Raw genomic sequence first — 18228 nt, 5'->3', positions numbered from 1 at the left:
CGTTCTCCTCACGCCGTCGCAGTAATGGCTTCACCGAGAACGTTGATCAGATCGTCGATTTCGCGTTCCGTGGCTATAAAGGGCGGGGCAAGCTGGATGGTGTCGCCGCCGTAGCGCACGTAAAAACCCTTTTGCCAGCAGCGCATGGCAATTTCATAAGGTCGTTTTGCCGGTTCGCCCGGGGCGGCGGCGATCGTCAGGCCTGCCGCCAGGCCGATATTGCGGATGTCAGTCGCAATTTTCGCACCCTTGAGGCTATGCACGGCGTTTTCGAAGTAAGGCGCCAGCTCGGCGACGCGGGCGATCAGCCCTTCCTTCCTCATCACGTCCAGAGTAGCGATACCGGCCGCGCAGGCGATGGGATGGGCGGAATAGGTGTAACCATGTGGGAATTCCAGCATGTAGTCCGGTCCCCCTGCCGCGATGAAGGTGTCATAGATCTCCTGCTTGGCCACGACGACGCCGAGAGGCTGTGCGCCATTGGTGATCTGTTTGGCGGCATTGAGAATGTCCGGCGTGACGCCGAAATATTCAGAACCGGTATTGGCGCCCATGCGGCCAAAGCAGGTGATGACCTCATCGAAGATCAAGAGGATGTCGTGAGTGGTGCAAATCTCGCGCAGGCGCTCGAGGTAGCCGACCGGCGGCACGACTACCCCCGCCGAACCGGACATCGGCTCGACGATGACCGCGGCGATGTTGGTGGCGTCGTGCAACTGGATCAGTTCGAGTAATCTGTCCGCCAGCTCGACCCCGTTGTTGGAAGCGGGCTGCCCGCGGGAATATGCGCTGGTTGCCGACAGCGTATGCGGCAGGTGGTCCGCCTCAACCGCCTGGCCGAACGTTTTGCGGTTGGCCACGATCCCGCCTACCGAGATGCCTCCGAAGTTGACGCCGTGATAGCCCTTCTCGCGGCCGATCAGGCGAGTCTTTGATGCTTGACCCTTGGCGCGCCAGTAGGCCCGCGCCATTTTCAGCGAGGTATCCGCCGATTCCGATCCTGAGCCGGTGAAGAACACCCGGTTCAGACCCTCGGGCATCATCTCCACGATACGGTTGGCAAGCTCGAAAGACAGCCGATGACCGAACTGAAAGGCCGGCGAATAGTCGAGCGTGGATGCCTGGCGGGCAATCGCCTCATTCAGCGCCGGGTGGCAATGCCCCAGACCGCAGGTCCACAGGCCGGAGAGACCGTCGAAAATCTTGCGGCCGTCCACATCGGTATAATAGCAGCCGCTGGCCGAGGCGATCATCCGCGGATCGCGCTTGAAGTCGCGATTGCCGGTGAAGGGCATCCAATGCGCATCGAGGAAGGCAGGATCACGCGGGTAGTCGGTGGTGGTGAGTATCGGTTCGCTCATAGCCGTGTCTCCGTGGCCGAAATTGACAAGCAGGGCGGGTTTCAGCCGCCCCAGGTATCGGAAAGGGTGAAGCCGGAGGGAAACGGGTCAGTTGGATCGAAACCGATCTGCGTGATGCCATAGATCCAGCATTGGCCGGAGACGCGGTTGCGCGTTGCCCGGTAGGGGCCGACCTGTGTTTCCTCCAAGAATTCGGTGGTGAACTCGCCGCCGATGATGGATCGCGAAACGATCACATCACCGGGGCGAGCTCGACCGTTCGCGTGGCGCACCGCCATGTTCGAATTCGATCCCGTGCCGCAGGGGGAGCGATCGGCACGGCCGGGCCGCAGTGTGGTGCAGGTGCGCACCGCGCCATCGGACTCCTCCGAGCGGAACATCACATAGGCGAGACCGTCGAGCGCGGCGTTGAGGGGATGCCTTACCTCCTGGACCTCCGCGATCAGGTTGCGCAAGCGCACCCCTCGCGTCGCCAGTTCGCGAGCATTTTCGGGCGCGATGGTGAGGCCGACCTGATCGACATCGACAAGCGCATAAAAGACGCCGCCGAAGCAAAGATCATACCTCACCTCGCCCCATTCTTCCGTCTCGATTAACGCTCCCGTCTCGACGACGAAGGAGGGCGGCATGTCCAACGCGACGCGCGTGACCTTGCCGCTCTCGCAATACGCCACCGCACGTACAAGCCCCGCGGCCGTATCGAGCGTAACCACCGTTTCGGGATCGGTCATCGGCTTCATACCCGTTTCCAAAATGGCGGTGACGGCACACATGGCGTTCGATCCGGACATGGCATGCGCCTGGTCGGGCTGAAGGACGATGAAGCCGATATCCGCGGCTGGATCGCATGCCGGTAGCAGCAGGCAGAAGGAGCCTGCGGGAGTGCCGCGCGGTTCGGAACAGAGGAATCGGCGCAGGCTGTCGTCCACCTCGTTGAGGTGGCGCAGCTTGTCGGCCATGGTCGCGCCGGGGATGTTCAACACACCCCCGCTCACCACACGGCCGATCTCGCCTGCGCAATGTACGTCCACTGTTTGCAAGGTTCGCGTCCAGCGCATCGCCTACCCCTTCAGATACCAGGCCCACGGCTCCTTGCCGGTGAACCGGGTGATCTGCTTCGTCTCGAGATAGTTATCGAGGCCCCAGCGCCCCAGTTCCCGACCGATGCCCGACTCTTTGTAGCCACCCCAGGGTGCTTCGGTGAAGGTGGGCTGCGAGCAGTTGATCCAGACAATACCTGCCCGGAACGCTGCGGCTACCCGTTCGCATCGTTCATCATCGGCCGACATCACCGCGGCGGCAAGACCCAAGCGCGAGTCATTGGCAAGGCGCACCGCCTCTTCCTCTGTATCAAAGGGTCGGATGCAGACGACGGGACCAAATATTTCCTCCACCCAAGCGCCGCTGTCGAGGGGCAGGTCGGTTAGGATGGTCGGCTCCAGATAATAGCCCTTTTCGAAGCCTTCCGGCCGCTTGCCACCGCAGGCAACCGTCGCGCCCTGTTCCACTGCGCGAGCAATGTGGCGCTTGACGTCCTCGTACTGACCTTTGTTGACCAGGGGGCCGAGCAGGACGCCGGGCTCCAGCCCGTCGCCGATCCGGATCTTCTTCGTCTCAGCAACCAACCGCTCCAGCAGCGCCGGATAAAGTGAACGCTCCACCAGCACGCGCGAGGTGGCAGAGCAGACCTGCCCCTGGTTCCAGAAGATACCGAACATAATCCATTCGACGGCTTTTTCGATGTCGCTGTCGGCAAAGACAATGAATGGAGACTTGCCACCCAGTTCGAGACTGATCCGCTTGATATCCTTCGCGCCCGCTGCCATGATCCGCGAGCCCACGGGACCGGAGCCGGTGAAAGCGACTTTGTCGACCAGCGGGTGGTCGATGAGCGCCTGTCCGACGATTGAACCCTTGCCGGAGAGGATATTCAGCACGCCTTTCGGCAATCCCGCTTCGTCGGCGATCACCCCTAATTCCAGCGCCGTGAGCGAAGTGGTTTCCGCCGGTTTGAGGATCATGGTGCAGCCTACCGCAAGCGCGGGCGCCACCTTCCACGAAGCCATGAGCAACGGATAGTTCCAGGGTACGATCGCCACGGCAACGCCGAGCGGCTCGCGCACGGCTTTCGACGTGAAGCGCCCGTCGGCCAGCGCTATTTCCTCCACTTCGCCGTCCAGTTCCTCAGCAAGGCCTGCATAGAAGTCGAAACAGCCTGCGGCGTCGGTCAGATCCCATTCCGCTTCGGGGATGGGCTTGCCGTTGTCCATAACCTCCAGCCGCGTCAGTTCTGGCAGGCGGGAACGGATGCCTTCCGCCATGGCGCGCAAAATTTTTGCGCGGTCGACACCGGTCATCCGCGGCCACGGGCCGTGGTCGAAGGCCGCGCGCGCCGCGGCAACTGCTACCTCAGCGTCCGGCGCAGTGCCGGCAGGAATATAGTGGAACACCTCTTCGGTGGCAGGATTGATCACCGGCAGCGCGCCGCCCTCAAGTGGGGCGACCCATTCACCGTTGATATAAAGCTTGTCTCTCATGGCATCCTCATTTCGTTAGGGTCGTGCCTCGGGCACTCCTTGCCTATTGCTCATATCGCCCTCGTCAGGCCGCCATCGACGATCAGCGTCTGGCCGGTGATGTCGCTCGAAAGTCGGTCAGCAGGAATGCGGCGGTCTTCGCCTGTTCCTCGACCTTGCCGATCCGCTCCAGTGCGGCGAGATCGGCAAACTTGCCGACGTCGAGGTCATCATGTGCTACCGCTGCACCGATGCGGCGACCGCCGCCGGTACTGAGGCAAACCTTGTCGGTCATATCCTTCTCCTTCAAAATCTCTCGATGCTATAGGGTCGCAGATCGAGATCTGGGCGCTCGCCCGCAATGAGCTGCCCCATCAGCCGCGCCGTGGTCGCCGCATTGGTTAGACCTAGATGCCCATGTCCGGTCGCGTAAAAAATGCCCCGCACTTTGGCGGACGCGGACATTAGCGGCACTGTGTCCGGGAAGGCAGGGCGGTGGCCCATCCACTCGGTTGCTTGTTCGACCTGTAAGTTCGGCAGCGCCTCCCGGGCGCGCCGCACAGTGACTTTCGCACGTCGATAGTCGGGTGGTGCATCAAGACCTGCCATTTCCACCGTGCCGCCGATCCGGATCCCGCCCGCCGTCGGCGTTACCATGAAGGCGCGCGCAGGCCAGATGACGGAATGGCGAAGACTGGTGCCTGGTGCCATGATCTGGGTGTGATAGCCGCGCTCGGTCTCAAGCGGGATCGGCTCATCCAGCATTCTGGCGAGCCGTGCGGTGAAGGCGCCGGCGCAAAGCACAACCTGATCGGCCTCGAGCACGCGGCCGTCTTCCAGTCGTACCCCTTTAATCCGCTCGGCCAACTCGAAGCCCGAGACCCTGGCTTGCAGGAGACGCCCGCCCTGCCCTTCAAAGCTCTCCGCTAGCCGGCAAACATAGGCATACGGATCACGCAGAGATCGGTTATCAGGAAACAGCACGGCCATGCCGATCTTAGCGGAGATCTCAGGCTCCAGATCATGAAGCGCGTTGTGGCCCAAGACCTCATGGGCGAAACCGAAGCGGTCGAGGATCTCGATGTGCTCACGATCGGCACGATATTCGGCCTCGTTCTGGTAGAGCGAGAGACATCCGGTTTCCGTGAGGTCGCTGGCGATTCCAAGCTCCGTCATCAGTGTCTGGGTATCGGCGAGCGCACGCTTGCAGAGTGCGGCGCCGTGAGCCTCAAGCTCGCGCAGCTTCTTTGGGCGGCTCGCGGCAAGAAATCGGGCGAACCACGGGATCAAACGCGGCATATAAGAGGGCCGCACCCGAACAGGTCCTTCAGGGTCGAGCATCCAGCCCGGCATCTGCCGCCAGATGGCGGGTCGTGAGGCCGGCATGAATTCGGTCACGGCAATCGAAGCCATGTTGCCGAACGACGCCCCCTGACCAGGCGCATCTCGATCGATGAGCACGACCTGTCGCCCACGCTTTTGTAGATCGTGGGCGATAGCGGTCCCGATGACGCCTGCGCCTATGACGAGAGTGGATTTGCTGTTGTCGTTCATCTCGCTTCCTGCCCGGTGCACAGACCAGGGCGCAGCCGCACTGACGCAGCCCCACCCCAGGAGCAGCTTACCAGCTGAGGATCGGCTCCATGGCTGCGCGGAACTCCGCCTTTTCCTCGTCCGTCAGAGGACCAAGCGGCGCGCGGCATTCGCCGACCGGCAGGCCCTGCAGTTCACAGCCGTATTTGATTTTCTGAACGAACTTCCCGGATTCGAGAATGTTCATCGCGCGGTAGAGCGTCTTCATCATCTCACGGGCCTCGTCGATGGCACCGGCCCTGTAGGTGCGGTCGAGGTCGCAGCAGGCCTTGGCCATGCAGTTCGAGGGACCACAAATCCAGGAATCGGCGCCCCAGAACATGAAGTCGAGCGCGATATCGTCGGAGCCGCTGACGAGCTGGATCTTGCCCTCATAGCGGCTGGCGATGTCGATGGCGCGCTGCAGAACACCGGAGCTTTCCTTGATACCGATCACATGCGAATTGTCGGCAAAGTGATCCATCAGTTCGATGCTGATGTCGGACCCGTCCTTGGCCGGATAACTGTAGAGCACGAGATTGACGTCGACTGCGTCCAGCACGGCTTCATAGTGCTTGATGAGTTCTGCCTGTGTCGGGCGCGTATAGAAAGGAGGGGCCAGAAGAACGGTGTCATAGCCGATGTCCTTGGCCATTGCAGTTTGCTCGATCACCTCGCGGGTGGCGGACGCGTTGGTGCCCGCAATCAGCATCTCGCCGGGCTTGGCGAAATCCTTGACGAACTGCAGCACTTCACGGCGTTCTTCGGTCGATTGACTGAAGTATTCGCCGGTCGAACCGTTCGGAACCCAGCCTGTCACACCGGCATCGCGCAGATGGGCGAGGAGTTTTTCGAATGCCTTGAAATCGATCCTGTCCCTGGTGTCGAACGGCGTGACGAGAGCAGGCATGACGCCAGAAAGTTTCATCTTGGTCTCCATCGGTGTTGTTCTTGGGGTCGGTGTCAGACGGCGAGCCGTTTGAGGATGCGTTGCTCGAGGACCGTAACGGCCCGGGTGAGCGGGAATGCGATGACGAAGTAGATCAGTGCGACGACGGTGAGGACCTCGATCGGGCGCGCCGTGTTGTTCGAGATGTTCTGTCCGACGAACATCAGGTCAGCCATGCCGACGGCCGAGACGAGCGCCGACTCCTTGAAGAGCGAAACGACGTTCGAAAGGAGCGTCGGTGCGGCACGTAGAACCGCTTGTGGCAGGATTACGCTCGTAGTCCGGGTCCACGGCGAAAGGCCAAGGGCGACGCAGGCGTCGAGTTGCTCCTGGCCGACCGATTTCAGCGACGACCGGAAAGTCTCGCTGGTGATCGCGCCCATATAGAGCGTCAGCGCGATGATGCCTGATGTCATGTTCGACAGCTCGAAGCCCAGCAGCAGCGGCAGGCAGAAGAAAATCCAGAACAGCTGAATAAGGACCGGTGTGCCGCGGAAGAACTCGACATAGACACCCGAGACGCCCCGGAGCACGGCACTCTTCGATGTCCTGGCGAGCGCCAAGACGAAACCGAGGGCGCATCCGAGAAGAACGCAGATCAACGTCAGCTTGATCGTCATCCAGAGCCCGAGAAGAAGCGCGTGCTGAAATTTGAGAACGATGGCGAAATCGTAGGTCATGACCGTGATCTCCTCAGCTTGCCTGCATTTCGCGACGACGCTCGAGGTATCCGACGATCTGGGACACCGGGAACGAGACAGCGAAGTAGATTAGAGCGACGATCGTAAAGGTCTCTATCGGACGATAGGTCTGGGTCGCGAGCGTCTTGCCCTGGTACATCAGGTCCTGGACCGCGACGATCGCGACAAGCGCGCTCTGCTGAAAGGTGCCGATGCCGTTGGTGAGCAGGACTGGGATCGAGTTGCGGACGGCCGCCGGCAGGACGATGTAGGCGATCCGCTGCAAGGGATTGAGGCCCAGAGCGATACCAGCATCGAGCTGTTCACGCGGGACGGCTTGGATAGATGCCCGGTATGCTTCGGCGTTGAACGCCGCGAGGTTCAGACCAAGCGCCATGATGCCCATCGCCGCGGACCCGAGAAAGACGTCGAACAGCATCGGCACGCAGTAGAAGAACCACACGATCTGGATGATCGCAGGCGTGCAGCGGAAAAATTCGATGAACAGCATGACCGGAAGGCGGATGACTGCCCATTTGCTCATGACCAACAGCGCCAGTATGAAACCAAGGGTCAGACCGACGATATTCGCCGCGACCGTGAGCTGAATCGTTACCCACAGTCCTTCCCAGAGCGGTCCGAAATTGCGGAACACGGACGCGAAATCGAAAACGTAATCCATGACGCAGCCCTCAATGCTTGATGTGGAAGACCCGTTCTATAAACTCGCGGGTACGTTCTTCCCTCGGTGCACCGAGCACCTGCTCCGGTGGCCCATCCTCGACGACCACACCGCCCGCACAGAAGATTACCCGCGAAGCGATGTGCTTGGCGAACCACATGTCGTGGGTGACAATCACCATCGGCATTTCCTGCTGAGCGAGTTGCAGGACCACCTGCTCGACCTCGGCAACGAGTTCAGGATCGAGCGCGGAAGTCACTTCGTCGAATAGCATAAGCTTGGGATCGAGCATGAGTGCGCGGGCAATTGCCACACGTTGCTTCTGGCCGCCGGAGAGTTGAGCCGGATAGGCATTGGCCTTCTGTGCCAGACCGAAGCGCGTAAGCAAAGCCATGGCGCGCTCCTTGGCCTTGGCCTTGTTCTCTCCACGCACCTTCGTGGGTGCGAGGATGAGATTGCCTATAATGTCGAGATGCGGAAAGAGAGTATAATGCTGGAAGACCATGCCGATCGACCGTCGGACATTGGTGTCGATCAGCGTCTTGCCGCTTCCGTTGGCGGAAATATAGGGCTTGCCGCCGAAGGTGATAGAGCCTTGGTCTATCTTCTCGAGACCCATCAGCACGCGCAGCAGCGTGGACTTGCCGCCGCCGCTCGGGCCGATGACGACGACGCGGTCTCCCGCCTTCATTTCGATGTCGAGGCCTTGCAGGACCTTGATGGCTCCATTGCCATAGCTCTTGCGGAGGCCTTCCATTTTGACAAGCGGCGTCGATGATGGCGACGTCATGGCGCAATCCTTCGGGGTTGTGATTGTCGAGTTGCTAGGGCAAGCGGGGCCGCTCGATGACGGCCCCGGCGAAGATCAATTCGAGGTCTTCAGGACTTCGTCGACCGCCTTGCGGATAAGTTCTTCGACATGGCCGGTAGCGACCCGTTCTTCCAGGAAGATATTGACGACATCGACGTCGGCCGCGGAGAGCTGATGCGGAAGGCCGAAGGCGACACCTTGCTTGGCGAGCGCCGGTTCCGGATTCAGCACGACAGCCCAGTCAGGATTGGACTGCGTGAAGAGCTGATTGGTGTCGGAAGCGTCGACCAGAATGTCGGCGCGCTTCGAGACGACTGCCAGGCGGGTTTCGTCATTGCTCGGCAGACGCAGGATCTGCGCCTTCTTGACGGCGGCCGAGATTGCCTTGTCCTGCGCCGTTCCGGACATCACGGCAAGGGTAACGCCTTCCTGATCGAGGTCGGCGACCGACTTTGCGCCCGCCGGAACCTTCGGGTTCTCTTTATTGTAGGCGAGCGAAATCTGGTACTCCATCGCCGGGATCGAGAACTGCACCGCCATGGCGCGCGCGGGGGTCCGGTTGAGCGCCAGCGATACGTCCCACTTTCCGGCCTGAAGGCCGGCGACAATGTTGTCCCAAGTCGTATCGACAAATTCCGGCTTCACTTGAAACGTATCAGCCAGCTCACGGCAAAGGTCCGCGAAGAACCCGGTATATTCGCCGGAGGCGGGATCACGCATGACGTAGGGCGGTGCCACCGCCGCACCGCAGCGCAGCGAACCGTTCTTCTGAACGCCCTGCCAGTATCCTTCGGCCGTCTGCGCCGATGCCGCCGTTGTCGAAAGGCCCGCCACGAGCGTGAGCGCGGCCGTCATCCGCAGGGCGGACATTATCATTCCCGATAGCATGTGCATTCCCCATCTTTGAGCGCATTCAAGCGCGGTTCCACCCGTCGGCATCGGCCGTTCTTTTCGTCTTTTTGTGTCGGCTTCGTGTCGACTAGGTTAGTTATGTCGTCAGCGTGTCGACAAAGTCAAGCAAAAAGACTAGGATTGCCGACACGTTGTTTTTCTGGCCCAATGCCAACGAAGCGCGAGGGGAAGTTAAGTGTCTGATGAGATTGAACCGAGACGAGTGCGCGGCACGGGTTGGAAAAGCGTTTACGACACGCTCCGCGGTGAGATTCTGGCGCTCAGCCTACCGCCAGGCCAGCTTCTTGACGAGACAACGCTCGCCGAACGCTTCGACATGTCGCGTTCACCGGTGCGCGAGGCGCTGATCCGGCTGGCGGGGGAAGACCTGGTCGTCACGCTCTCAAACCGCAGCACGATCGTCGCCCCGATCGAGGTCGCGAGTTTCCCGAAATATGTGGAAGCGCTGGACGTGGCCCAGCGGATGAATACCCGGCTCGCTGCGGCGCTGCGCACCGACGCCGACCTTAAGATCATCGCCAAACGTCAGAAAGAATTCGAAGTCGCGGTCAAGACTGGTGTGCACCTTAAGATGTCTGAGGCCAACAAGCAGTTCCACATGGCCGTCGCCTATGCCGGCAAAAACCCCTATCTCGCTTCCTTCTACGAGCGCCTGCTCAACCAGGGCCAGCGCATGTTGCACCTGCATTTCGAATATCTCGAACGCACCGGCGACGGCTATCTCTTGACGGGCGAGCATGAGCTCATGCTGGATGCGATCCGCGCCAAGAACGTCGAGCTTGCCGACGAGTTGGCGCATGCCCACACCCGTCAGTTCCAGGACAACTTCATCCAGTTCCTGCGCGAAAACTACACGACCGACGTATCTCTTGGTCGGCTTGTCGCAGCGGAATAGTTATGCCTCTTTCTCAAAAGATCGGGTTCATCGGGACCGGCGCTATCACCGACGCCATAGTGCGCGGGCTTCTTGCAGAGCCGGCCGCAGTGCTTGAGATCATGGTCTCCCAGCGCAGCGTGGAGATTTCTGCCAAACTCGCGGCGGATTTTCCAACCGTGTTCGTCGCCGACGACAACCAGGTCATTGTTAATGGCTGCGATACGGTCGTGCTGGCAATCCGCCCTCAGATCGTCGAGGAGGTTATCCGCCCCCTCAAGTTCCGGGACGGCCAGAAGGTGATCAGTGTTGTCGCCGCGACCAGCCGGCCCGCCCTGCTCGATTGGATCGGCGCGGACGTGCGCCTCAGCCAAGCAATACCCCTGCCCTTCGTCGCACGGCGCAAGGGCGTCACCGCCGTCTATCCGCCGGACCCGGCGACCGCCGCCTTATTCAACGTGCTCGGCAACGCCGTCGAATGCGAGACGAAGACGGAATACGATCTTCTCGCCGCCGCCAGCGCCCTGATGGCCACGTATTTCGGCATCATGCACCACACGACAAAATGGCTTGCTGAAAAGGGCCTGCCGGAGGAAAAGGGCCGCGCCTATATCGCGCCTCTTTTTTCCAGCCTCTCCGAGACTGCCGGGCTAGCCGGAAAGGACGTCGATTTCATCGACATGAGCCGGGAATTTGCTACCAAGGGCGGTCTAAACGAGCAGGTTTTCCGCGATTTCGATGAGAATGGGGGCAGCCAAGCCCTGACCGCAGCGCTCGATGGTATCTTGCTGCGAATAAAGGGATGAGGGTCGCTTTTGATGCCGCGACGCTGACACGCACATCCAGGCCGAATTGTTCGCTCGACCAGACGTTCTCGGTTCTGGAAATCAGGTTATAAGGAGCACACTGATGTTCGCTCGACCAGCTTACAGGGCACAACGCGACTGCTCGGCCGAGCCTTGCTTCCCGCCACCACGCTATTCAACAATTCCGCCCCTTCCAGACCTAAGTCGTAATAAGGCAAGGCCGCAGTGGTCAGTTCCGGCTTCAGCGCCAGGGAAACCGTCCGGAAATCGTCAAAGCCGACAATACTGACATCCTCGGGGATGCGGAGACCCAATGCCATTGCCGCGATGTAGATTTGGATCGTCATTTCGTCATTGCCGCTCATGATTGCAGTCGGTCGATCCTTTTGTTGCAGCATCTCTGTCGCAACGGCAAAAACGTAGTTCTTCTCCGCTCCAACCGGTCCTTCCATTCCCAGACGGATACTCAGTTCGCTCTCTGCAAGGCCAAAGTCTCCAGCGGTTTTACGGAAGGCATCGAGGCGCAGTTGCGCACCCAACAAGATGGGATTGAGCCGGATGTAGCCGATCTTTCGATGACCCCTGTCAAGCAGATAGCGGGTAAGATCTTGCGCGCCCTGGTAGTCATCAGGCTCGATCGACGGTAACAGTTCGTTCGTCTGAGGCCTGCAGTTGATCATCACCGTGGGGATGCTGACATCGCCGGTTTCGGGGTCGACGATGCGATGAAACATCGTTACATAGAGAACACCGTCGATGCGATGGGATTGGAACATCTTCCAAATTTCAATCTCCCGCTCGGAGGCGCCGCCGGTGTTTGCCATCAGGATGGTCTTTCCGTTCGCATTTGCCCAATCCTGGACTCCGCGAACGATATCCACCGAGTAGGGCGTGGTCGACACATAATCGGTGATGATGCCAAATGTGTTGGAGCGACTTGAGCGGATGAGGCGCGCGGCCATGTTCGGCACGTATCCGAGGTCTCGAATGGCCTTTTCTACCCTCTCCCTTGTCTCCTCGGTCACATAAGGTTCGCCGTTAATCACCCTAGAGACAGTTTTGTTCGAAACCCCCGCCACTTTCGCGACGCTGACTATGCTCACCATGTCCGCAAATCTCCTTGCCGAGATTCGTTTTAAACCAGACGCATGACAACGTCGACATATTTTTCTGACAACGTCGACATTCGATATTGACAACGTCGTCATACGAGGATTACCTTCGCACCAACAAGGAGGGCTCAACGCAAGTGCAACGAGCCGAATGGGAGGAATCGATGAAGAAATTGCTTGGTGCTAGCGCACTCGCGCTTGTTTTCATGGCTGCCACCGCCAATGCCGAAACCATCAATATTTTGGTCGAAGGCGGCGGCGAAATGTTGCAGAAGGCGGTCGCCGAGAAGTTTACTGCCGAAACGGGCATCAAGGTGAGCTTCACCGTCGTTCCCTATCAGGGTGTCTTTGACAAGTTCTCGGCCGAGATCGCTTCTGGTTCTTCCGCGTTCGATGTCGTGACGATCGATGTCGTGTGGAATGCGAAGTTTGCAGACCATGTCGAAGACCTCTCCCCTCTTTTCACTGACGCGATTCGGGCAGACCTGCCGCCGGCTTTACTTGCAGACGCAAAGGTCGGTGACAAATTGATCGGCATGCCCGGATGGGCAAACGCCGAGATCGTCTTCTATCGCAAGGACCTCTTCGACAAAGCGGAGGAAAAGGAGGCGTTCCAGGCAAAGTATGGCTACCCCCTTGCTCCTCCTGCGACCTGGCAGCAATGGCGCGACATCGCAAAATTCTTCACGCGTGATACCGACGGTGATGGCAAGGCCGACTTCTGGGGCACCGACACCATCGGCACCTTTTCGGAGGAGTGGATGGCGCATGTGCTGCAGGCGGGGTCGCCGGGCGTGATCCTTGACAAGGATGGGCAGGTCATCATCGACAACGAGGCGCACAAGAAGGCACTCGAGTTCTACATCGCGTCGCACTGCATCGATCATTCCGTCCCGGAAAACGTCAATGAAATCGGCTGGGGCGAGGCCCAGAACCTCTTCTACCAGGGCAAGACGGCGATGATGAAATTCTGGGGTCACGCGTACAAGATGACGCCCCCGGACTCCAAGATCAGCGGTAAGGTCGGTGTCGCGCCGATGCTGGCTGGCGATGCTGGAATCGCGGCCATTCCGGGGCCCTGGTACAACGTCGTCCCATCGACCTCCCAGCACAAGGACGCCGCCAAAAAGTTCATCGCGTTTGCTATCGCCAATAACGCCTTAGGCATCGAGGCGCCGCTCGGCCTCGCCGCGACGAATTCCGCCTATGGCAGCTACGCCGGCAAGCCCGGTTATGAGCATTTCACCCCGCTTCTTCAGACGCTGAGTGCTCCCGCGACGCGAGGTCGGCCGATGAACGAGAAATATCAGGAAATAGTCGACGAAGCTGTGCTGCCCGCCGTCCAGCAGGCACTTACCTGTAAGGCAGATGTCGGTGAAGTCCTGACGGAAGCCAAGGAAACGATCGAGGAAATTCTCAACTAACCTCGGACATTCCTCAGCATCGCGGGGGAGGATATGCCACCCGCGTCCCTAGCTTTCGGAGACGGACATGTCGGATGAAGACCGATTTGTACTTTGCATGCTCGCGCCTGCAGTCGCCATCCTCGGCGTGCTGGTCGCTTATCCGGTAGGGCTCCTGGTATTCGACTCCTTTTTCAAGGTCGATACGATCACGCCCCATATACGCGAATGGGTCGGCCTGCAGAACTATTTCGATGCCGTGACTTCGAAACGTGTCGCGGAAAGCGCTCTCAGGACCGTTCAGTATTCGGTCTTCGCGCTGTTCTTCGAGTTTACGTTTGGCTTCTGTGCGGCGCTGCTTTTTTCGGCGCTTGCCGGTCAATCGCGGTGGCATCGCACGATCTTCGCTCTGCCGTTGATGGTTCCGCCTATCGTTGCGGGTCTACTGTGGCGATTTCTGCTCGTCGGCAATATCGGCATTCTGAACTACGGGCTCGTCCGTTTGGGTCTCATAAGCGATCCAGAAGCGATCGCATGGTTGTCCAGCGAAGATATCGTCATCTATTCTGTTGCCTTTGCCGACATCTGGCTGACGACCTCCTTTGTCGCCCTTGTGTCCTATGCCGGGCTGACGAACATCCCAAAGGATCTCCTGGAGGCAGCACGGATCGACGGGGCGAATGCGCTAAAGCGCTTCTGGCATGTCACTCTTCCTCTGATGCGGCCGGTGATCGCCGTCGTCGTGATCGTGCGGGGCGTGGATGCTGCAAAGACATTCGACTTGATCTGGATACAGACACAGGGTGGTCCCCGTCATGCTTCTGAGGTGTTTTCGATGAACATCTACCAGCGCATGGTTCGGTTCGGCGATCTAGGCGAGGCTTCCGCGTCTGGAACGTTGTTTCTCATAGTCATGATGCTTTTGGCGGCAGTCGCCTATTGGAAGATATGGAGGCCGGTACATGCATAGAGCTCCCCGCCTCAATGTCAGCGGAGTCCTGATCAACGCGGCAGCCCTCGTGTTGGTGCTATCCTACTCGCTGCCTTACATTTATCTCCTGATGACCTCCATAAAGCCGGCGGCTGATGTCCAGCAGATCCCGCCAAGCTTCTTTCCCGCTGTCGTATCGTTCGAGAACTTTCGCGAAGTGCTGCGATCCTCAACCTTGCCGAGAGCCTTCGTCAATTCGCTCACCGTCGCGGTGCTGACGACTGCTCTCTCGCTGTCAGTGGCCGTGCCTGCTGCTTACGTTGCCACGCAGTACCGGCGCCGGATCACCACCATTTTCCTACTCTTCGCACTGGTGACGCGCATGGTGCCGTCGGTGGCGCTCGGAGTGCCGCTGTTCCAGCTTTTGAAGTCGCTAGGTTTGCTCGATACAATTCCAGGCCTGGTTCTCGCTCACACGTCGGCCGCGGTACCACTGGCACTGCTGCTCATGTCCGCCTTCTTCGAGGGGGTACCGAAGGAGCTCGAAGAAGCGGCGCGCATGGATGGCTGCACACGATTCCAGGCGTTTCGAAAGATTGTCCTTCCGGTCATGACAGGGGGGATAGCGGTTACCGCGCTCTTTACCTTCATCACAAGCTGGAACGAGTTCCTCTACGCGCTGCTGTTGACGTCGGAGGCGACCAAAACGGCGCCGATCGTCATCGCCGAATACAATTCGGTCTATGGGCTTGCCTGGGGGGCGATGACAGCTGCGGCCGTACTCTACTCGCTGCCGGTCATCATCGTAACGCTCGCACTTCAAAAACAAATCGTCGGCGGCCTGACTTTCGGCGCTGTAAAGGGATGAGGGAGGCAAAGGCATGGCCGGCATGGAACTGCGCAATATCAACAAGATCTACGGAAACAGCTTTCACGCTCTGCACGATCTGAGCTTCGACATCAGGGATGGCGAGTTCATGGTTTTCGTCGGTCCGTCAGGATGTGGAAAGTCGACGGCCCTCAGGATGATCGCTGGCCTGGAGAGCATTACTAGCGGTGAACTCAGGATCGGTGACAGGTTAGTCAACGATGTCGATCCCAAGGATCGCGACATCGCCATGGTCTTCCAGTCCTATGCGCTCTACCCGCACAAGACAGTGCGGGAGAACATTGCCTTTCCCTTGCTGATGGCAGGCCTGCCGAAGACCGAGATTGCCAGCCGCGTGGACGAAGCCGCACGCATCCTCGAACTAACGACTTTGCTCGACCGCAGGCCGGCACTCCTTTCAGGAGGCCAGCGTCAGCGTGTCGCCATGGGACGAGCGATCGTCCGCAAACCAGCGGCCTTCCTGATGGATGAACCGTTGTCGAACCTCGATGCCAAGCTGCGCGTGCAGATGCGCGCCGAGATCGCCAGCCTCCAAAGAAAACTGAATGTCACTACGATTTACGTCACCCACGACCAGGTCGAAGCGATGACGATGGGTGACCGGGTAGCTGTCATGAAAGGCGGCGTGCTGCAGCAAGTCGACACACCGCAAAACCTGTACAATCGCCCTGACAATGTCTTTGTCGCCGCCTTTATCGGATCGCCCTCGATGAACTTGTACGAGGCCGTTCTGAATGGAAGGACGCTGACCCTGGGCAGCAACAGTTTCGAAATCCCTGACCGGGTTTTCGAATACCGCCCCTCGCTCAACGGTGCGTCTAACCGTCAGGTCATTGTCGGTATCCGGCCCGAGCACATGAACGACGCCGCAATCCGGCCTTCTTCGGCCGAGATCTCGGCCCCGGCCACTCTTGTTGAGGCGCTAGGTTCTGAATCCATGGTGCATCTGAATATCGACGCGCCCAGGGTGGATGCTGGCGACCCGGACGCCGTCGCCGACATCGGCGACGAAAAAGCTGCTGTAGCCCGTTTTTCTCCGAAGAGCACAGTACGCACAGGTGACATCGCGCGCATCGCTGTCGATGCCGAAGAACTTCACTTCTTTGAGCCGGACACCCGCACCAGCATCTGGTGATGGTATAGCCAGGAGAAAAACAAGAATGACTAGCCCATCTATCGCCACCAGTCGCCTGCAACTCTTTTCGGATCTCCAGCTAGGATCTTCCACACTCAAACAGAGAGCTGGTTGAACGCATTTCCCCCGGCGGCTTGCGAGCAACAAGCCAATCAAGAACATCAGTCCACGCTCGCTGTAGAGTAAGAGATGTCCGAGGAGACATTAACAATGGTTAGTGAAAACTGTTACGACGTAACAAAGTATCCCGTAGGGAACCCCTATGAGGATATTGGAGCGGTCATCAATAGCATCATTGCGGATATTAAAAGCAGGCAACCAGTTTCCGATCTAAATGATGGCGGAAAACCTGGAGCAGTTATCTATATACCGCCAGGCGATTATCGTCTTGTCACTCAAGTCGTTATAGACGTGAGCTATCTGAAAATTGTGGGCTCTGGACATGGTTTTACGTCGTCGAGCATCCGTTTCAACACGCCCGCAAACGAGCTGGCACACTGGCACGAAGTGTGGCCGGGCGGAAGTCGCATACTTGTGGACATTTCTCCAGAGGCCGCCGACGGTGAGGCTGCTGGAGCCGCGTTTTATGTTAAGCGCACCGGAAATCCTCGTATAAGCTCAGTGGAGTTTGCTGACTTTTGCATCGATGGCCTGCACTTCATTGACGATGGTTCGGGGCAAAATGATGCAGAAAATACATACAAGAATGGCAAAACGGGAATCTATGTAGGCAGCGCCAATGACTCATTCCGAATAACGGGGATGGGTCTTATCTATCTGGAGCATGGAGTTACTGTTCATGATGCAGATGCGCTGGCGATAGATAACAATTTCATTGCAGAGTGCGGCAACTGTATCGAATTGAAAGGTATGGGGCAGGCCTCAAGAATAGCAAATAATTTTGTCGGAGCCGGATATAGGGGACATTCCATTTACGCTGAAAATTATGGGGGCATTCTAGTATCCTCAAACAACGTATTCCCTCGAGGAGCTAGCAGTGTCTATTTTTCCGGCGTGGTGCGTTCCTCGATCACAGGAAATAGATTCCATTCCTTTTATTCCGGAATGTTGGTTTTTGCTGCTAACTGTTGCGAGAACTTGGTTTCCTCAAATCACTTTTTGCGCGATCGCGAGCCATGGGCGCCCATGCAGAAGTACGATAACGGCTTGGATGATCTGTTCGGACTTTTGCAAATTGATGGCAGCAACAATTCGGTAATCGCGAACCACATTTCGGAAACAATAGATACCAAATATATCAAGCCTCTCGCCGTAAAGCCTGTGATAATTAATGTGGTTTCCGGTAGCGGCAATTACATAGCCAATAATCACATTGTAGCCACAACCGAAATATCTCAAATCACTGATGCACCAAACAGTGCCTGTTTTTCAACACAAGTGGGCGCCTTGCTTTCAACCAACGATTTGAAGGCGCTCGAAGTAACGGCAGTACTGGTGCAAAAGGGGTCGGTACGGAATACAGTCCTCGATTCAGGCAATGACGAACAGGTTGAGATGGACAGAACAATGAATGCATTTAGGGGCACTCCGGTTCCTGGGCATTAGTCGGCAAAGTTTCAATATAGACCGAGCGT

The 18228-nt window shown here is 58.5% G+C and carries 18 protein-coding genes; 7 read left to right on the top strand and 11 right to left on the bottom strand.

Features of this window, described 5'->3' with window-relative positions; all coding sequences use genetic code 11:
- Positions 1 to 8: 8 nt before the first annotated feature.
- The 10 genes from ACSQ2W_RS15540 to ACSQ2W_RS15495 all read right to left on the bottom strand — a co-directional run bounded on the left by ACSQ2W_RS15540 (position 9) and on the right by ACSQ2W_RS15495 (position 9459).
- Positions 9 to 1361, bottom strand: a complete 1353-nt coding sequence (locus ACSQ2W_RS15540; protein ID WP_436087059.1) for an aspartate aminotransferase family protein — start codon at positions 1359 to 1361, stop codon at positions 9 to 11.
- Positions 1362 to 1402: 41 nt separating this feature from the next.
- Positions 1403 to 2419: a proline racemase family protein gene (locus ACSQ2W_RS15535; protein ID WP_436087058.1), complete on the bottom strand. Its 1017-nt coding sequence runs from the start codon at positions 2417 to 2419 to the stop codon at positions 1403 to 1405.
- Between the two features lie 3 nt (positions 2420 to 2422).
- Positions 2423 to 3898 carry an aldehyde dehydrogenase family protein gene (locus tag ACSQ2W_RS15530; RefSeq protein ID WP_436087057.1) on the bottom strand — a complete coding sequence of 492 codons (1476 nt, stop codon included), beginning with the start codon at positions 3896 to 3898 and terminating at the stop codon, positions 2423 to 2425.
- An 82-nt stretch (positions 3899 to 3980) separates the two neighbouring features.
- Entirely contained in the window at positions 3981 to 4172 is a 192-nt protein-coding gene (locus ACSQ2W_RS15525) for a hypothetical protein (RefSeq protein WP_436087056.1), read from the bottom strand.
- Positions 4173 to 4183: 11 nt separating this feature from the next.
- Positions 4184 to 5431: an NAD(P)/FAD-dependent oxidoreductase gene (locus ACSQ2W_RS15520; RefSeq protein WP_436087055.1), complete on the bottom strand. Its 1248-nt coding sequence runs from the start codon at positions 5429 to 5431 to the stop codon at positions 4184 to 4186.
- A 67-nt stretch (positions 5432 to 5498) separates the two neighbouring features.
- On the bottom strand, positions 5499 to 6377 hold the full coding sequence (gene dapA / locus ACSQ2W_RS15515; protein ID WP_436087054.1) for a 4-hydroxy-tetrahydrodipicolinate synthase: 879 nt from the start codon (positions 6375 to 6377) through the stop codon (positions 5499 to 5501).
- A gap of 35 nt (positions 6378 to 6412) precedes the next feature.
- Positions 6413 to 7078 carry an amino acid ABC transporter permease gene (locus tag ACSQ2W_RS15510; RefSeq protein ID WP_436087053.1) on the bottom strand — a complete coding sequence of 222 codons (666 nt, stop codon included), beginning with the start codon at positions 7076 to 7078 and terminating at the stop codon, positions 6413 to 6415.
- A gap of 13 nt (positions 7079 to 7091) precedes the next feature.
- Complete coding sequence (locus tag ACSQ2W_RS15505; RefSeq protein WP_436087052.1) at positions 7092 to 7760, bottom strand: amino acid ABC transporter permease; 669 nt, start codon at positions 7758 to 7760, stop codon at positions 7092 to 7094.
- Between the two features lie 10 nt (positions 7761 to 7770).
- Positions 7771 to 8550 carry an amino acid ABC transporter ATP-binding protein gene (locus ACSQ2W_RS15500; protein WP_436087051.1) on the bottom strand — a complete coding sequence of 260 codons (780 nt, stop codon included), beginning with the start codon at positions 8548 to 8550 and terminating at the stop codon, positions 7771 to 7773.
- 75 nt (positions 8551 to 8625) lie between these two features.
- Positions 8626 to 9459, bottom strand: coding sequence for a substrate-binding periplasmic protein (locus ACSQ2W_RS15495; RefSeq protein WP_436087050.1), 834 nt, complete (start codon positions 9457 to 9459; stop codon positions 8626 to 8628).
- 199 nt (positions 9460 to 9658) lie between these two features.
- On the opposite strand from ACSQ2W_RS15495, the gene ACSQ2W_RS15490 reads away from it, so the two are divergent.
- On the top strand, positions 9659 to 10378 hold the full coding sequence (locus ACSQ2W_RS15490; RefSeq protein WP_436087049.1) for a GntR family transcriptional regulator: 720 nt from the start codon (positions 9659 to 9661) through the stop codon (positions 10376 to 10378).
- Positions 10379 to 10380: 2 nt separating this feature from the next.
- On the top strand, positions 10381 to 11163 hold the full coding sequence (locus tag ACSQ2W_RS15485; protein ID WP_436087048.1) for a pyrroline-5-carboxylate reductase: 783 nt from the start codon (positions 10381 to 10383) through the stop codon (positions 11161 to 11163).
- An 86-nt stretch (positions 11164 to 11249) separates the two neighbouring features.
- Here the strand turns inward: ACSQ2W_RS15485 and ACSQ2W_RS15480 are convergent, their stop codons facing one another.
- Positions 11250 to 12269, bottom strand: coding sequence for a LacI family DNA-binding transcriptional regulator (locus ACSQ2W_RS15480; protein ID WP_436087047.1), 1020 nt, complete (start codon positions 12267 to 12269; stop codon positions 11250 to 11252).
- Positions 12270 to 12439: 170 nt separating this feature from the next.
- On the opposite strand from ACSQ2W_RS15480, the gene ACSQ2W_RS15475 reads away from it, so the two are divergent.
- The 5 genes from ACSQ2W_RS15475 to ACSQ2W_RS15455 all read left to right on the top strand — a co-directional run bounded on the left by ACSQ2W_RS15475 (position 12440) and on the right by ACSQ2W_RS15455 (position 18199).
- On the top strand, positions 12440 to 13699 hold the full coding sequence (locus tag ACSQ2W_RS15475; protein ID WP_436087046.1) for an ABC transporter substrate-binding protein: 1260 nt from the start codon (positions 12440 to 12442) through the stop codon (positions 13697 to 13699).
- Between the two features lie 67 nt (positions 13700 to 13766).
- Entirely contained in the window at positions 13767 to 14648 is an 882-nt protein-coding gene (locus ACSQ2W_RS15470) for a carbohydrate ABC transporter permease (protein WP_436087045.1), read from the top strand.
- Complete coding sequence (locus tag ACSQ2W_RS15465; protein ID WP_436087044.1) at positions 14641 to 15477, top strand: carbohydrate ABC transporter permease; 837 nt, start codon at positions 14641 to 14643, stop codon at positions 15475 to 15477. The genes ACSQ2W_RS15470 and ACSQ2W_RS15465 overlap by 8 nt, the downstream gene beginning before the upstream one ends.
- 13 nt (positions 15478 to 15490) lie before the next feature.
- Positions 15491 to 16633: an ABC transporter ATP-binding protein gene (locus tag ACSQ2W_RS15460; RefSeq protein WP_436087043.1), complete on the top strand. Its 1143-nt coding sequence runs from the start codon at positions 15491 to 15493 to the stop codon at positions 16631 to 16633.
- 210 nt (positions 16634 to 16843) lie between these two features.
- Positions 16844 to 18199 carry a NosD domain-containing protein gene (locus ACSQ2W_RS15455; RefSeq protein WP_436087042.1) on the top strand — a complete coding sequence of 452 codons (1356 nt, stop codon included), beginning with the start codon at positions 16844 to 16846 and terminating at the stop codon, positions 18197 to 18199.
- Positions 18200 to 18228 lie beyond the last annotated feature (29 nt).

The organism is Pararhizobium sp. LjRoot255, from assembly GCF_964252905.1.
GTDB lineage: Bacteria > Pseudomonadota > Alphaproteobacteria > Rhizobiales > Rhizobiaceae > Pararhizobium.
The sequence above is the reverse complement of the archived record's forward strand: the minus strand, read 5'-3'. Positions and strand labels throughout refer to the sequence as shown.

Excerpts from the sequence above, each read along its gene's own strand:
- ACSQ2W_RS15520 (WP_436087055.1), bottom strand. The coding sequence starts at position 5,431 with ATGAACGACAACAGCAAATCCACTCTCGTCATAGGCGCAGGCGTCATC.
- ACSQ2W_RS15500 (WP_436087051.1), bottom strand. The coding sequence starts at position 8,550 with ATGACGTCGCCATCATCGACGCCGCTTGTCAAAATGGAAGGCCTCCGC.
- ACSQ2W_RS15505 (WP_436087052.1), bottom strand. The coding sequence starts at position 7,760 with ATGGATTACGTTTTCGATTTCGCGTCCGTGTTCCGCAATTTCGGACCG.
- ACSQ2W_RS15455 (WP_436087042.1), top strand. The coding sequence starts at position 16,844 with ATGGTTAGTGAAAACTGTTACGACGTAACAAAGTATCCCGTAGGGAAC.
- ACSQ2W_RS15460 (WP_436087043.1), top strand. The coding sequence starts at position 15,491 with ATGGCCGGCATGGAACTGCGCAATATCAACAAGATCTACGGAAACAGC.
- ACSQ2W_RS15495 (WP_436087050.1), bottom strand. The coding sequence starts at position 9,459 with ATGCTATCGGGAATGATAATGTCCGCCCTGCGGATGACGGCCGCGCTC.
- ACSQ2W_RS15465 (WP_436087044.1), top strand. The coding sequence starts at position 14,641 with ATGCATAGAGCTCCCCGCCTCAATGTCAGCGGAGTCCTGATCAACGCG.
- ACSQ2W_RS15540 (WP_436087059.1), bottom strand. The coding sequence starts at position 1,361 with ATGAGCGAACCGATACTCACCACCACCGACTACCCGCGTGATCCTGCC.
- ACSQ2W_RS15485 (WP_436087048.1), top strand. The coding sequence starts at position 10,381 with ATGCCTCTTTCTCAAAAGATCGGGTTCATCGGGACCGGCGCTATCACC.
- ACSQ2W_RS15525 (WP_436087056.1), bottom strand. The coding sequence starts at position 4,172 with ATGACCGACAAGGTTTGCCTCAGTACCGGCGGCGGTCGCCGCATCGGT.
- ACSQ2W_RS15475 (WP_436087046.1), top strand. The coding sequence starts at position 12,440 with ATGAAGAAATTGCTTGGTGCTAGCGCACTCGCGCTTGTTTTCATGGCT.
- ACSQ2W_RS15510 (WP_436087053.1), bottom strand. The coding sequence starts at position 7,078 with ATGACCTACGATTTCGCCATCGTTCTCAAATTTCAGCACGCGCTTCTT.
- ACSQ2W_RS15480 (WP_436087047.1), bottom strand. The coding sequence starts at position 12,269 with ATGGTGAGCATAGTCAGCGTCGCGAAAGTGGCGGGGGTTTCGAACAAA.
- ACSQ2W_RS15470 (WP_436087045.1), top strand. The coding sequence starts at position 13,767 with ATGTCGGATGAAGACCGATTTGTACTTTGCATGCTCGCGCCTGCAGTC.
- dapA (WP_436087054.1), bottom strand. The coding sequence starts at position 6,377 with ATGAAACTTTCTGGCGTCATGCCTGCTCTCGTCACGCCGTTCGACACC.
- ACSQ2W_RS15535 (WP_436087058.1), bottom strand. The coding sequence starts at position 2,419 with ATGCGCTGGACGCGAACCTTGCAAACAGTGGACGTACATTGCGCAGGC.
- ACSQ2W_RS15530 (WP_436087057.1), bottom strand. The coding sequence starts at position 3,898 with ATGAGAGACAAGCTTTATATCAACGGTGAATGGGTCGCCCCACTTGAG.